The organism is uncultured Thalassolituus sp. (assembly GCF_950066645.1).
Lineage (GTDB): Bacteria > Pseudomonadota > Gammaproteobacteria > Pseudomonadales > Oceanobacteraceae > Thalassolituus.
Map to the genome: position 1 here is coordinate 42,814 of NZ_CATMFB010000002.1, position 15,221 is coordinate 58,034.

Consider the following 15,221-nt stretch of genomic DNA (forward strand, 5'->3'; position numbering starts at 1 on the left):
AGTTACTCCGTTGGTTTCTCAGAGCGATATTCATCCACCCAGTCAATGACTGCATCCAGTGACATGGGTCGGGCCAGGTAATACCCCTGGATAAAATCGCAACCCACATCAGCAAGCCACTGCTGCGACTCCAGGTCTTCCACGCCTTCAGCAACCACACTCAGGCCCAGTTCATGAGCCATCGATACTGTTGAGCGGACAATAATCTGGTCATCTTTCTGCGATGCCAGTTTCAGAATAAAGCATTTATCGATTTTCAGTTCGTGAACCGGCAACTCTGCCAGTTTTGCCAGTGCAGAATAGCCTACCCCGTAGTCATCAACCGACAACTGAAAACCCCTGTCGCGATAATAGTTAAGCAACTCAAGGCTTTTGCCGACGTCGGTCATCATGTCGCGCTCGGTTACCTCAAGGCAGACTTCGGATGCATTCAGCCGGTTATCTGTCAGCTTGTGTTCGATCAGGTTTCTCAGGCCCTCGTTACTCAGGTCCTGTGCCGACAGGTTAATTGAGACCTGCAGAGTCACCCCGTTGGCTTTCATCTTCACCATATCATCCAGCACACGACTGATGACCCAGTTCGTCACCAGACCAATAAGCCCGGTCTGCTCGGCAAGCTCAATAAACATATCCGGAGGAATAAAACCTTCGTCCGGGTGAAACCAGCGAATCAATGCCTCGGCTTTTTCTATTTTGCCCGTGCGCAGATTCAGCTTTGGTTGGTAGTACATCTGTAGCTGCCCATCATCGTTCTGCAGTGTTTCTTTCAGATGTTTCAGAATCTTAATTTTCTTGAGGTGAACTTTATCCTGCCCTTCCTGATAAAAATAAAGTGACGTATTTGTGGTGATCGCGTGTTCCATCGCAATATTGCCACGACGGATCAGAAGCTCTGCGTCTTCAGCCTGAGTCGGAAAATGAATAAAGCCTGCACGGCAATCGACGCTGACACTGACGCCATCCAGCTGCATCGGCGCAGATAACTTATTAATCACCCGGGTACAGAGCAGCATAAGACCATTTTTTTCTGCCTCTTCCGGAGACTCCAGAACCACGGAAAACTCATCGGCAGAGTGACGGGCTGCAATGCCGTCACTGGCGATGTTTTTTAAGCGTTCGGCAATGGTCTGCAGGCACTGATCACCAATCTCTACGCCCAGGCTGTCATTGATGGTCTTAAACCCAACCAGGTTAATTCCGAGGAGAATAAAGGGCGTTTTTTCTTCCGTTCTGGCACCGACAGCTTCGATCATGGCATCGCGATTAAGAAGCCCCGTCAGCGAGTCATGACTGGCCTGATAACGGATACGATCTTCACGTTCTGCCAGATCTTTTTTCATGCGTTTGAACGCCGTCACCAGGGTGCTTATTTCTATACTGCTGACCGACATATTGGTGAGTCGGGTATATCGTCCTTCAGCAATATCTTCCGACGCTTTTGCCAACACTTTCAGCGGCACAGTCAGACCATGGGCAATCGCGAAGCTACCCGCAATGGCCAAAGCAATAATACTGATGGCAATGATCAGGATTTTATTACGGATAGAATCGTAACCTGAGTAAAAGCTGTCGAGACTGTCAGCAAGAATGATCTGCACATCAGAGCTGTCTGTCTCTCCGATATTCACGAATCGACTGGAATACTTCTGATATTCACCGAAAAAAGGTACACGAAAGGCGCTTGAGAATGTTTCGGGTGAACGGATAGCTTCGACGACATCGCCAAGACTGTCGAGGGTCGATACAACGACCCAATCATCGTTATTCGCCAGTGTCTGCCCCGGAATACCATTCGTAAAAATAATATGCACTCTCAGGTCAGGCAGCATACGTCGTATCTGATCCCGGGTGATCTTCAGCCCCACCCCGGCGATAGCACTGATTCTTGGCGTTCTGACTGGCACCAGAACCACTTCATAAATACTCTCACCGAACACGAAGAAATCCGCCTGCAGATTTCCGCGCCGCACGGTCTGAGTCACCTCACCATACGGAAACGGACTGCCAGCAGGCATATCATGATTGGTGGTAGAAAGAACGGTACCGTCCAGATTCAGAATAAACATCAGATCGGCGTCGAGGCGGTCGCCGTGATTGGCAAGCATAGATGAGACGGTATTACGGTCGCCACTGGCAACCGCCTGCTTAAAGCCAAAGTCAGACACCAGTACCCGCGCGCTGTTAATCAGCTGCGCCTGCGTTGATTCCATGGAGCTGCGCAACCCATTCACGGCCCGGTCCATGTCTTCATTCACAGATTCGCGGATGGCTGCATTACTGTTGTACAGAACAACAAGCAGCACCGCTCCCAGTGACACGGTAAGCAACACTGTGGTGAACGCCAGGATCTGGCTGCGTAGACTGGTAAGAACCCGTGAAATAATTCTCACAACTTACCTTCTCATTGAGTTTCCGAACCCCGTCTCCGGAGGCGCCTGCTCAACAGGGGCCGGAGGCAGCAATTCAATGGTTATCTGGGCAGTCCCATCCTGCTTCGGAGAGGACTGCACCTCGGCGGCGGTCATTTCCAGTACCTCGGTTTCACTGAGTGCATAAAACTCATGCCAGACAGTAAGCCCTTCGTACCCGCTGGGCACCGGCACAGAGACTCTGCCCTCTTTATCAGACATCGCCGCATGGGGAGTCGGTGACACATAAATGTAGCCCAGCATAGTGTCGTGAATATTGCACCCGAGCACGACAACACCCGGTGTCCCGAACGACAGCGGGGCCTTTGGGCGGTCTGCGTAGAGTTTTATTTCAAATACCTTAGGTTCTGAGAACGAATAGACGTGGTGGCGTATGTTATCGCTGTTCGGGAACTCCACCTGATCGCCCGCGTTGATCAGCAGGACGTGCGGCATGAAGGCGCGGTTTACCTGATCCATAATCCGCACCTGCGGTTCTGCCTTCGCCGGGCTGCCACCGACAACCGTCACAACAGCATTTTCCACCGGCTGCCCATGCTGATCGCGGATAAGGAGTTCCAGAGCCTGACCCTGTACACTGGCCAGCGCCAGAATCAGAGCGACACACACACTTCCCGGGCGTTGTGCGATGCATCTGTAAAGATACGACATAGGGTTTCCGGACTCCTTAAGGTCTCTCTTAACGTTAGTAGAGAAACCGCATGTCCGCAAAACAGATCATTCCATACGGGCCGGTCAGAAATGACGGAGTTTGATGTACATCAGTGCGGTCGAAATCACATCCCCAAGCGCGGTATGACGTTCGATCACAGGCACGGCAAGGTCTTTGGCCAACCCTTCGAAGGTGAGGTCCAGATTCACCTCAGGGATATACCTGCGCTTCTGCCGGACATACAGCTCCGAGACCTCAATGAAATCATTGGGGAGTTCAAAGTCGTAGTACTCGCGGATGTAGCGGTTGAGGATGGCCCGGTCGTACTCAATGTAAAAGCCGCATATTGGCCGGTTGCCGACAAAATCGAGAAAACCCTCAATCGCCTCGGCTGCGGCAACACCGTGACGACGGTCTTCGCGCCTGAGGTAGTGAACCCGGACCGCATCGGGGTCTGTGCGGGCATCCGAATCCACAGTCACATCCAGCGCCTCAGAAAGCTGTATGTTCTGACCGCTGACGACAACGGCGGCGAGGCTGAGTAACTGCCCCTTGCGACGATCAAACTGGCTGGTCTCGCAGTCGACCACCACAACCTCATCGCCCAGATACGGTTCTTCCATATGCGCCCACCGGGGAGGCGGCGGGCGATAGCCAGGAAGACGACGACGCAACCAGAGCGGTAACTTCACAGGTTTTCCAGATGGTAGTGGCTGACCAGCCATTGTTTGAATTTCTTCACGCGATGCAGGCCATGACGCAACAGCGAACGGTCGACACTGCGCAGGTCAGCTACCCGCAACTGCTGAGTCAACCCGGGCTGGGCACCTGCTCGCTCAAGCTGGTGCCGCAGCCGTATGCGCAGAAATAGAATGAGTGCATCTCTGAGGCCCTGTGCGGTTTCTGTATCCAGAATCTTCAGTTCCTGCAGACGGTCGAGCCGGTCAAGCGTATGCGTTTCTGATATGCCGTACTCAAACGCCAGTGAGCGTACCCCATGGACCAGAGGAAAAATCCCGCCTTTTTTGATATCGATCGTACCGTGATCTTCCCGCAGCTTGCCCAGCAAGGTAAGGGGGGTTTCAAACTTAAGTGCAGGCCGGGCAAACCAGGCAGACGTAATACTTGAGCGCAGACTCTCCGATTGCCAGGCACTGCGCACACGCTCGAACAGGTCGCGATTACCAGCGACCGGCTCAGCATCGAACAGGATGGCCATATTCATCATGGGCTCTGGATCAGAGTTCTGCAGCCACCGCGCAACACGCTGATGCCAGCCATCAACCGTATGAATCCAGGCATCGTTAATAAACATCACACCACCGGGACAACGGGGATAGCCAAAATCCAGCAGCACCTGATGCAATTTCTGCAGCGACGGCATAAGCGCCTCCCGGACATGATCATCCTGGATTATCACCGCGTTATCCTGATCCGTTTTAAGGATCTGCTCGCCCCGTCCTTCACTGCCAAGAACCAGAATGCATACCTTCGACTGCAGCTTTTCGGGGACGACCAGCTCAAATGCTTTACGCATCAGACGACGATTGAGGGTTGTGATCAGTGACATGATTGATATCACTTTCACCCCTTGTGCCGAGAGATTACTGATCAGTTTTTCCAGTCGTCGCGCCGCGACAATCAGATCGTCCAGCGAGCGTGCCTGCTCAATCCGCATCGCCACGATATGGGAATGGGTCGAGAAGGTACTGAGCATATCCATCAGCTCAAGCATGCCCGTGATTTCACCATCACGGGTGACTACTACCCGCTCGATCTTATGTTGGGTCATCTTCAACAGGGCATTAAACAGGTAATCGCCCTGCTCAATGCAGATAAGTCCGAAGCGGGCAATTTCGGAGACCCGGGTCTCTTTGCTGTGAGGGCCTGTCAGCACCGCGTCCAGAAGATCTGAACCTGTGACAATCCCCGTGCGTCCTCCATCCCTGACCAGCAGAGCATCGTACCGCTCCTCCTTCATCAGAGCCGCAGCCCGCGCCAGTGTTGTCTGACCTGAAACGTAGACCGGGGCGCGCATGGTGTCTGCATCCACAGGTGCGAGAATAAATTCAGACACCTCCCCCTCACTCTGCTCCACCAGCTGTTGCTGAGTACCAAGGTCGGTATTGAAATACACCGAAAAATCCGGGGATTCATTCAGCAACTGAATGAAATCTCTGGCTTTCAGTAAATAGCAGAGGGTTTCTTCGACGGCGGTATAACGGTGTTTACAACCCGATTCGAGCACCGCCCGGATATCAAACAGATCTTCCCGACCATACTGGGTAAACACCTGACCATCGTCACCGGTTTCTTCGACAACGCCCTTATAGACGATATAAATGCCGGGGGACGGCTGGCCGATGTCCAGAATGGTCTCGCCCGCGCGGAAAAATACCAGATCAAGCCGGGCCTTCAGCCAGTTGAGCTGAGTGCTTTCAAGAAAGCTGAAAGGAGGCTGATCCAGGTTGATCTGAATACTCAAGGGCGTGGCTCCTGTTCCTCTGCTGCGGGAGGCTCTGTGCGATCTGAGACTGAGAAATACCACATCCCGAGTACCGCCACAGTGACAGAGAGCAAGGCGGGATAACGCGACGGGAAAAGAGCGTCACTGAAGCCAAGAATATCCACCCAGACCAGAGGGCCCGTCAGGGTGCAGAAGGTCACACACAGCAAACCCGCCCAGCCACCAATCACCGCCCCACGGGTTGTCAGGCGACTCCAGTACAGCGACCCAAGCAGCAGAGGTACATTCACACTGGCGGCAAACGCGAACGCCAGGCCGACAATGAAGGCAACGTTCTGATGCTCAAACAGCAAGGCCGCAACGACAGCGCTGATGCCAGATATCGCGGCTGCCATACGGTGTACGTTGCGTTCTTCGCTGTAACTGCTGGCTGGCCGCATGGTCAGCACGTACCAGTCGTGACTGAGGGCAGAGCTGCCTGCCAGAGTCAGCGACGTCAGCACAGACAGCAGAACCGTCAGCAGGACGGCGGCCAGCACGCCCGCCAGCGGTGCACCGCCAACCGCTTCGGCCAGATGCAGGGCTGCGAGATTACCACCATCGGCCGGCGCCACCGACGTGGTTCCGGCGAGATAACTGACCGCAGCAAAACCCATGACAAAGGTCAGAATATAAAAGAGCCCGATAAAACCTGTCGCGTAAAACACGGACATTCTGGCGCGCCGCTCATCGGCGACTGAGAAAAAGCGACTCATTATGTGCGGCAGGCCAACCGGGCCCAACATCAGCGCCAGTCCGAGACTGATCATCGACAAGGGCGTGTCATCGACGCCCGGAAGATAATAAAGCGTGTCCGGAAGCAGAGGCTGAACCTGAGCCAGACTGAACAGGTCCGGCAATCTCTGGCCCGGTAGCAGCGCCAGCGTGACCACAATCGCCGTGCTGACCAGAATCAGAATGGCCTTAATCATCTGAGCCCGGGAAGAAAAGATCATGCGCCCGGTAATGCCGGTCAGCACCGCCATGCCTCCCACCGTGAGAACTCCCCAGCTGTATGGCAGGTTAAACAGATATTCACTCAGATACCCCACAGCCACCAGTTGTGCAGCCAGGTAAAGCACAACAACGGGGAAATAGCCCACCGTCGACAGGAAGACGACCGGACGACGTTCAAACCGGTCACTCACCACATCGGCAAGTGTGTAGCGCCCGAGCGAACGCAACTTGTCGGCCAGCAGAATCAGAATCAGTGGCCAGCCCGCAAAAAAGCCCACCGCGTAGAGCATTCCACTGTAGCCCGAAATCAGGATAAGCCCGGTAATCCCCAGAAAAGAAGCAGCGGAGAGATAGTCTCCGGTGATGGCCAGGCCATTGCTTAAGCCCCCGGTCTGACGTCCACTGGCGTAAAATTCTGCCGCGGTGCGGATACGTGCAGAACTCCAGAGTAACAGCAGAGAAAACGGAACGATCGCCGCAAAAAAATACCAGGTCGGTTCAGGAAGCCCTGACTCAGCCGCCAGCGCACCCGCGGGCAGAATCAAGGTGAGTAGCAGTAACAACCGGTGCATCAGTACCCCACTTCTCTGCGCAGCCGCTGCAGTTCGTCATCGAACACGGTATTCACGTGCTTGATGTAAACGCCCGTCACCAGAAACTGCCCTATGATCAGAAACGCGGCGAGAGGGACCAGCCAGGGCGTCGGGTTTCCAACGCTGACAGGTTGCAACAGAAACCCGGGGGTGATGGCAAAACAGAAAAGGAAAAGCAGGTAACTGCCAGCAATCACCAGCGCCATCCGTTGACGATAGCGACGGATACGGTCATTCAGCCGGACATACCCCGGATGCATCAGTAAACGCAGATGTAATTCCTGTTGTTCCGATGACATGACCCTCTGTACTCCGACTGCATTTCCTGTTTCAGTTTACCTCAGGCACAGGAATGCTCTCTCCACGACCATAGTCTGAACTGCGATCGTGTCGCATTCATTGACTATTCAGTTCATTATGAACACGGTCTCCGGACGCAATGAAATAAGAATAAAAAGGACGCTGCATGATTCCGTCATGGCAACTCTTGTTACTGTCATTTATCTACATAGGGGCACTCTTTGCAGTCGCCTGGTTTGGTGACAGGCGCGCAGCCAGCGGCAGACCCATTCATAACCGGGGACTGGTGTACAGCCTTTCCCTCGCGGTCTACTGCACATCCTGGACTTTTTACGGCGCCGTCGGGCAGGCCGCCACCAGCGGTTGGTTATTTCTTGCGATCTATATCGGGCCGATTGTTTTCCTGTTGATGTTCTGGCCGCTTCTGGAGCGGATCATCCGTATCACGCAGGAAAAGCGCCTGACGTCCATCGCTGACTTTATCGCGACCCGTTACGGGCGCGACCACAATCTGGCGGTCATCGTTACCCTGGTGGCTATGGTGGGAGTGATTCCTTACATCGCTCTGCAGCTTAAATCTATTTCAATGACCTATGAGCTGCTGACGCAACCTCTCGGGACGGGTCACGGTATTCCGGAACTGATGCTGCAGGATACGGCGTTCTGGGTAAGTGCTCTGATGGCTATTTTCGTGATTATCTTTGGCACCCGGGATATGGATGCCAGCGAGAAACACCCGGGAATGATGCTGGCCATCGCCTTCGAATCACTGATTAAAATCATTGCCTTTGTCGCGGTCGGCATCTGGGTTATTACCAGCCTGTATGATCAGCCCGGCGATGTGGTGCGCCTTGCACAGGAGACTTCGCCCGGCCACCCTCTTCTGTCGGATGGATTTGTCTCGGTGTCTTTTCTGCTGCAGAGCGTTCTGGCAGGTTTTGCCATTCTCTGCCTGCCCCGCCAGTTTCAGGTAGGCGTGATTGAAAACGAATCGCTGTCCCATATACAGACCGCGCGCTGGGTGTTTCCGCTCTACCTGATTCTGATGATGTTTTTCGTGGCGCCCATCGCTCTGTCCGGACATATGCTGATGAAGGATCTGGGCTTTTCACCCGATACCTATGTCGTCAGCCTGCCTCTGACACTGGGCGCAGAAGAGCTGTCGATGCTGGCCTTTATTGGCGGCGCCAGTGCAGCCACCGGCATGATTATTGTCGCGACCATTGCCGTAGCCACTATGGTCTCGAATGAGCTGGTGCTGCCGGTCATTTTCCGGGCTCAGCAACGGGAGGGCCAGCGCCCCGCCCGTGTGCAGAAACTGGTTCTGCGGGTACGCCGTATTGTAATTCTGCTGCTGATGATGTCTGCGTATTTCTTCTATCGGATGACGGGCGAAATAGAATCCCTGGCGGCCATCGGGCTGCTCTCTTTTGCCGCCATTGCCCAGTTCGCACCTGCACTCTTTGGGGGTCTGATCTGGCAGGGAGCCAATCGTCAGGGCGCCGTCGCCGGTATTCTCGGAGGCACCTTCGTGTGGTTCCAGCTGCTGTTCTGGCCAGTGATCAGCGAACAACTGTCCGGCGGTTCACTGGCTGGTCTGGTGCCTTATCATTTCCTCGGCTTCGACATGGACGACTTCAGCTTTACGGTTATTCTTAGCCTGGTCGTCAATATCACGCTCTATGTCTTTTTCTCAGTCATTACCAATGCTCCTGTGCGGGAAAGAATGCTGGCAAATGACTTTACCAGCGTCCGGGCAACACCGGCGAAACAACCTAAATCCGGGCTCGATTGTAAAGTCGATGACGTCCGGGTGGTCCTTGAACGCATCCTGGGCATTCAGAAAACCGACCTGTTTTTCGCCGAATATCAGGCAGCACACGGTTTGCAGTATGAAAAAGCGACCGCAACCGGCGAGCTGCTTCATGACGCCGAAAAGTTACTGGCCTCAGTCGTTGGCTCTTCTTCCGCGAAACTGATTTTTTCAACCTTGCTGGGCGGCGAACAGATTCAGATCCGCGACCTGACGTTGCTGGCCAGTGAAGCCTCGCAGGCGTTTGCCATGAGCCGGGAGCAGCTGCAGGCGGCCCTGGAAAACCTGCAACAGGGGGTCAGTGTGGTCGACCGGGATCTCAATCTGGTCGCCTGGAACCGTCGCTATACCGAAATGTTCGGTTACCCCGCCGGATTTATTAAAGTGGGCAAACCCATCCGTGAAGTCATTGCTTACAACGCCATGCGTGGCTTCTGTGGGGACGGTGAGGTTGAAGAGCAGGTACGCCGGCGCATGACCTTCCTGCAGTCAGGCTCGCCACATCAGTTCGAGCGACTCCTGCCGCACGGCATTGTCATATCCATGCAGGGGCACCCGATGCCCGATGGTGGCTTCGTCACCAGTTTTACCGACATCACGGTCCACAGGCAGGCACAGGAAGCCCTGCGGGAAGCCAATGTCAGTCTGGAACGGCGCGTCGAAAAACGGACCCAGGAACTGGACGACCTGACTGCCCGCCTGATCGAGGCCAATCACAGTAAAACCCGTTTTCTGGCCGCGACCGGTCACGACCTGATGCAACCACTGAACGCAGCAAAACTGTTTGCGTCGACGCTGGCGCAACAACCGCTCGATGAACATCAACGCGACCTCCTGAACCATCTCGAAGGCTCTCTGCAGTCGGCGGAGGACGTTCTGTCACTTCTGGTGGAAATGTCCAAGCTGGATTCCGGAACAATGGAGCCGAAGCTCTGTCCGGTCAGTCTGGCCAATATTCTGAAACCACTGCGGGACGAATTTACCGCACTGGCAGAAAACCGCGGGCTGCGCCTGAAAGTACGGTCAACCAGAGCCTGTGTTGTCAGTGACAGTCATTGGCTGAGACGTATTATTCAGAACTTCCTCAGCAACGCAGTCCGCTACACCAACTCGGGTGGCATTCTGCTCGGCTGTCGCCAGCGCGGCGACAAACTCTGGATTGAAGTCTGGGACACTGGCCCCGGGATCCCTGAAGATAAATTCAAAGAAATTTTCGGTGAGTTCAAACGTCTTAATAACGGTCGCCAGGACAGCAAAGGCCTGGGCCTCGGGCTGGCTATTGTTGATCGTATGGCGCGTCAGATGGGGCACGAAGTGCAGGTGCTTTCCCGCACCGGGCGTGGCACCTGTTTCCGGCTGATCGTTCCTCTGACGGACGAGCCCGTCGAAGAGCGCACACTGGTCAGAACCGGCGCCCAGGCGGCCAGCTTCGAAGGCGTGCGTACCTTCTGTATCGACAATGATGCGGAGGTACTGGAGGGCATGAAAGCACTGCTCACCAGCTGGCAGTGTGATCTGTTTGCCGCGAGCGACGAACATGAAGCCATGACGCTGGAAACTGCGCCTCAGATTATGCTGGCCGATTATCAGCTTGATGGAGACATCACCGGGCTGGACGTGATGAAGGCCGTGCGGGAAAAATTCCCTGAGGCCGATATCCCGGGCATCCTGATAACAGCAGATCCAAGGGAGCAGGTAGCCGACAAAGCCAGAGCTGAAGGCTTCCACTATCTTGCCAAGCCCCTGCGCCCGGCGTCATTAAGAGCACTGATGCGACGTCTGATACGCCCCGAATAAAAATAAAGCTCCGTGTCGGAGCTTTATTCTGATGACGTGGCCAGGTCCGGACGTTCGATATCCAGACTCTGAACTGCAATGACAGCCTGGGTCCGGGTACGGACTCCCAGCTTACGGAAAATCGCAGTCACGTGGGCCTTGATGGTGGCTTCGCTGACATCCAGATCATAAGCAATCTGCTTATTCAGCATGCCTTCGGACATCATCGTCAGAACACGGAACTGCTGTGGCGTGAGACTGGCCAGCTTGCCGGCAAGATCCAGCGCAACGGCGTCAGGCGCGTGCTGATGCTGGCGGGCCTTCGCGGGAAGATAGATATCGCCGTTGAGCACCTGCTCGACCGCCGCTGAAATTTCTTCTAGCGATGACGATTTTGCAATATAGCCGGCGGCTTCGTGGTCAATCGCCTGGCACATCACGGCTGGATCTTCACACGCAGACACCACGACCACCGGAATTTCCGGAAAATGTGAACGCAGAAACACCAGACCGGAGTAGCCATGAGCACCGGGCATGTTGAGATCCAGCAGTACCAGATCCGCGTCGGTATTTTTTTCTGCCACTTCCTGTACTTCTGGCAGCGTTTCCGCCTGCTGAATTTCAACGCCAGGAATAAGCTGCCTGACGGCCTGCTGCAACGCAGAACGGAATAAAGGATGGTCATCGGCAATGATGATTTTTCGGGCCAGCTGCATCGGTCTCTCCTGCAGAAGCGGTTTTTATTATTATGGGCCAGAAAATACGACATTGCCGGACAGGAGTCCGGCAATGCTTTCAGGGCCTGTTCAGCGATTTAACCGCTGATCTATCAGAGTATCAACCACCGAAGGGTCGGCCAGCGTCGAAATATCCCCGAGGGCATCGTGCTCATTCGCCGCAATCTTTCTCAGAATCCGGCGCATAATTTTGCCCGACCGGGTTTTCGGCAGTCCGGGAGTGATCTGTATCAGATCGGGTGTCGCAACCGGACCGATTTCACTCCGCACCCAGGCGCGCAGTTCTTTAACAAGATCTTCGCTGGCCTGCTCACCGGCATTCAGGGTGACGTATACATAAATCCCCTGCCCCTTAATATCGTGGGGGTAGCCCACCACGGCAGCTTCAGCGACTTTCTCGTGAGCCACCATCGCACTTTCGATTTCGGCAGTGCCCATACGGTGGCCGGACACATTCAGAACGTCATCCACACGCCCCGTGATCCAGTAGTAGCCGTCCTCATCCCGACGGGCTCCGTCACCGGTAAAATACATGCCCCGGAAGGTTGAGAAGTAGGTCTGTACGAAGCGCTCATGATCACCAAACACCGTACGCGCCTGGCCTGGCCAGCTGTCGACCATCACCAGATTCCCTTCGGTAGCACCTTCCTGAATCATACCGGCATTGTCCACCAGCGCAGGCTGCACACCGAAGAAAGGACGGGTCGCAGAGCCCGGCTTCATATCGGTCGCCCCCGGAAGCGGGGTAATCATGATGCCGCCGGTTTCCGTCTGCCACCAGGTGTCTACAATCGGGCAACGCTCGTCACCTATGGTTTTGTAATACCAGTTCCAGGCTTCCGGGTTAATCGGCTCACCAACAGAGCCCAGCAGGCGCAGCGACGAACGATCGGTTCCTTCTACCGGCTTAGTGCCTTCCGCCATCAGCGAGCGGATGGCGGTCGGAGCCGTATAGAGAATATTCACTTTGTGCTTATCAACAATCTGTGACATCCGGGAGCTGTCCGGATAATTCGGCACACTCTCCATCATCACAGTAATACCACCGTTCGCCAGTGGACCATACAGAAGGTAGGTATGCCCGGTGATCCAGCCAACATCGGCGGTACACCAGTAGACATCGCCGTCGTGATAATCAAACACATACTGATGCGTAATTGACGCCCACACCATATAGCCGCCGGTGGTATGCAGTACGCCCTTCGGCTTACCCGTAGACCCCGAGGTATAGAGAATAAACAGAGGATCTTCCGCCGCCATTTCTTCCGGTGGGCAGGTCGGCGCCGACAGTTTAATCAGGTCGTGATACCAGACATCCCGCGCGTTGTGCCATGCAACATCACCGCCGGTACGCTTCACCACAATAACTTTTTCGAGCGAGCGGATGCTCGGGTGCGTCAGAGCCTCATCAACATTTGCCTTCAGCGGAATCGCTCGTCCCGCGCGCACACCTTCGTCTGCGGTGATAACGATTTTTGCGTTACTGTCCTCAATTCGCCCCGCCAGTGCATCAGGCGAAAAACCACCGAATACGACGGAGTGAATGGCACCAATCCGGGCACAGGCCAGCATAGCCACCGCGGCCTCAGGAATCATAGGCATGTAGATACAGACAACATCGCCCTTGCGGATGCCCTGGCCACGCAATGCATTACCGAAACGGGACACTTCTTCATGGAGTTCGCGGTAGGTAATGATCCGGTCTTCTTCCGGGTTGTCCCCCTCCCAGATAATGGCGGTCTGATCTCCCCGGGTTTCGAGATGACGATCAAGGCAGTTAGCAGCAGCGTTCAGGGTACCGTCTTCAAACCAGCGGATGTCCACATTGTGATCATCAAACGACACATTACGGACCTTAGTGAAGGGCTTGATCCAGTCGATCCGGGAGGTGGCCTGATCACGCCAGAAACCTTCAGGGTTAATGACTGACTGCTGATACATCTGCAGATACTTTTCGTTGTTGATCCAGGCGGAATCGGCATATTCCGGCTTTACGCTGACTACCTTCTGCTCGCTCATTTTTATTTCTCCTGTCAATGAATCACCAGGACACCTCGGATGTCTGGCTGACTTTGCTCCATCTTCGTCAACCTTGAGGTTTGGCTGAATTAGACAATGGTCTATCCGCTGCTCAGAACAGGCCACCGCACTTGGCCATCCCAGTGCAAAAATGACAGTAAAGCAGGAAATGTCACAAAAGACAGCACGACGACGGCATTCCGCGAGCCAGGATTGCTGACGACAGAAAATGCGGCCTTGGATAAAAGTCGGAGATTCGACCATTGGCTAATTCCACTGCACACTTTTTGTGCACCATAGTGGACTGGCACAACAAAATAACAGGAGAGCGAGCATGCGCAATACACCTATTATCCTGCTGGCCGCAGCACTGCCTATGGCAGTCAACGCCGCCAACACCGAGTTCAGCTACGGCGGCTTTATTAAGATGGATGCCATGCTGAGTACGTATTCTGATGGTGACGTCGCTGACGGCATCGGGCGGGAGTTCTACGTTCCATCACAACTCAGCTCCGGAGCGGAGCCGGATATGGCAGACCTGGACTTCAGCGCCCGTACATCACGCATCAACTTCAAAGCTGTCACCACCCTGGAAAACGGCAAATCCGTCACCAGCTTTGTGGAGATGGACTTCGAGGGCAGCGGCGGTAACGAAGTTGTCTCTAACTCTTACGGCCCACGCCTGCGCCACGCCTTTGTAAAATACGACAACCTGCTTATCGGTCAGACCTGGTCCAATTTTATGAACGTTGGTGCTCTGCCGGAGTCGGCAGACTTTATCGGCCCCAGCGAATCCACCGTGTTCATCCGTCAGGCGCAGGTCCGCTATACCATGGGCGACCTTGCTGTCGCTCTTGAGAACCCACAGACCACAGGTACCGGTGTCACTGGAGACAGTGGCATGATTCCGGACATCACCGCCAGCTATAAACTGAAGGCGGGTGACGCTGATCTGGTCGCTGCCCTTCTGCTCCTGCAACTGGCTCACGATGGCGCCGCGGAAGATGATGACGCAACCACCATGGGCTATGGGGTAAACGTATCCGGTAAACTCATGCTGGGCAAAGATGATCTGAAATTCAGCGCCACTATGGGGAACGGTGTCGGTCGCTACGTTGGCCTGGGTGCGGTTGCTGATGTCGCCCTGGTCGATGGAGACCTGGAGACCAGCGAAACCACCGCGGCCTTCGTCGCCTACCGTCACCACTGGAACTCACAATGGCGCTCGAGTGCTGTCTACGGCATGCTTTCCGCTGACTACGATGACTCTGTGTCAGGCGCCATCACCGATGTTTCCAGCATGCGGGTTAACCTGATGCACTCACCGGCAAAACCGTTAACCTACGGCGTCGAACTGAGCACGGCCAAAGTCGAGCGTGAAGATGACGAAGTCAGCATGAACCGCGTCTACTTTACGACCAAATACACCTTCTGAATCT

At 54.7% G+C, this 15,221-nt stretch carries 10 protein-coding genes; 2 read left to right on the forward strand and 8 right to left on the reverse strand.

Annotated features, from left to right (window positions below):
• Positions 1-2: 2 nt before the first annotated feature.
• The 6 genes from Q1L85_RS02005 to Q1L85_RS02030 form a co-directional block, all read right to left on the reverse strand.
• Positions 3-2,390 carry an EAL domain-containing protein gene (locus Q1L85_RS02005; RefSeq protein ID WP_300427337.1) on the reverse strand — a complete coding sequence of 796 codons (2,388 nt, stop codon included), beginning with the start codon at positions 2,388-2,390 and terminating at the stop codon, positions 3-5.
• A gap of 3 nt (positions 2,391-2,393) precedes the next feature.
• Entirely contained in the window at positions 2,394-3,080 is a 687-nt protein-coding gene (locus Q1L85_RS02010; protein ID WP_300427336.1) for a methylamine utilization protein, read from the reverse strand.
• A gap of 84 nt (positions 3,081-3,164) precedes the next feature.
• Positions 3,165-3,773: a 3'-5' exonuclease gene (locus tag Q1L85_RS02015; protein WP_300427334.1), complete on the reverse strand. Its 609-nt coding sequence runs from the start codon at positions 3,771-3,773 to the stop codon at positions 3,165-3,167.
• Entirely contained in the window at positions 3,770-5,566 is a 1,797-nt protein-coding gene (locus Q1L85_RS02020; protein ID WP_300427333.1) for a DUF294 nucleotidyltransferase-like domain-containing protein, read from the reverse strand. Before Q1L85_RS02020 ends, Q1L85_RS02015 begins: the two co-directional genes overlap by 4 nt.
• Complete coding sequence (locus tag Q1L85_RS02025; RefSeq protein ID WP_300427332.1) at positions 5,563-7,116, reverse strand: cation acetate symporter; 1,554 nt, start codon at positions 7,114-7,116, stop codon at positions 5,563-5,565. The genes Q1L85_RS02020 and Q1L85_RS02025 overlap by 4 nt, the downstream gene beginning before the upstream one ends.
• Complete coding sequence (locus Q1L85_RS02030) at positions 7,116-7,436, reverse strand: DUF485 domain-containing protein (RefSeq protein ID WP_300427331.1); 321 nt, start codon at positions 7,434-7,436, stop codon at positions 7,116-7,118. The genes Q1L85_RS02025 and Q1L85_RS02030 overlap by 1 nt, the downstream gene beginning before the upstream one ends.
• 167 nt (positions 7,437-7,603) lie before the next feature.
• On the opposite strand from Q1L85_RS02030, the gene Q1L85_RS02035 reads away from it, so the two are divergent.
• Positions 7,604-11,047: a PAS domain-containing hybrid sensor histidine kinase/response regulator gene (locus tag Q1L85_RS02035; protein ID WP_300427330.1), complete on the forward strand. Its 3,444-nt coding sequence runs from the start codon at positions 7,604-7,606 to the stop codon at positions 11,045-11,047.
• A gap of 23 nt (positions 11,048-11,070) precedes the next feature.
• Here Q1L85_RS02035 and Q1L85_RS02040 read toward each other — a convergent pair whose 3' ends face one another.
• The gene (locus Q1L85_RS02040) at positions 11,071-11,742 is read right to left on the reverse strand and encodes a response regulator transcription factor (protein ID WP_300427329.1); all 672 of its coding nucleotides are present in this window, start codon (positions 11,740-11,742) and stop codon (positions 11,071-11,073) included.
• 90 nt (positions 11,743-11,832) lie between these two features.
• Positions 11,833-13,782, reverse strand: a complete 1,950-nt coding sequence (gene acs / locus Q1L85_RS02045) for an acetate--CoA ligase (protein ID WP_300427328.1) — start codon at positions 13,780-13,782, stop codon at positions 11,833-11,835.
• A gap of 334 nt (positions 13,783-14,116) precedes the next feature.
• Here acs and Q1L85_RS02050 point away from each other — a divergent pair, with 334 nt between their 5' ends.
• On the forward strand, positions 14,117-15,217 hold the full coding sequence (locus tag Q1L85_RS02050; protein WP_300427327.1) for a DcaP family trimeric outer membrane transporter: 1,101 nt from the start codon (positions 14,117-14,119) through the stop codon (positions 15,215-15,217).
• Positions 15,218-15,221: the final 4 nt, after the last annotated feature.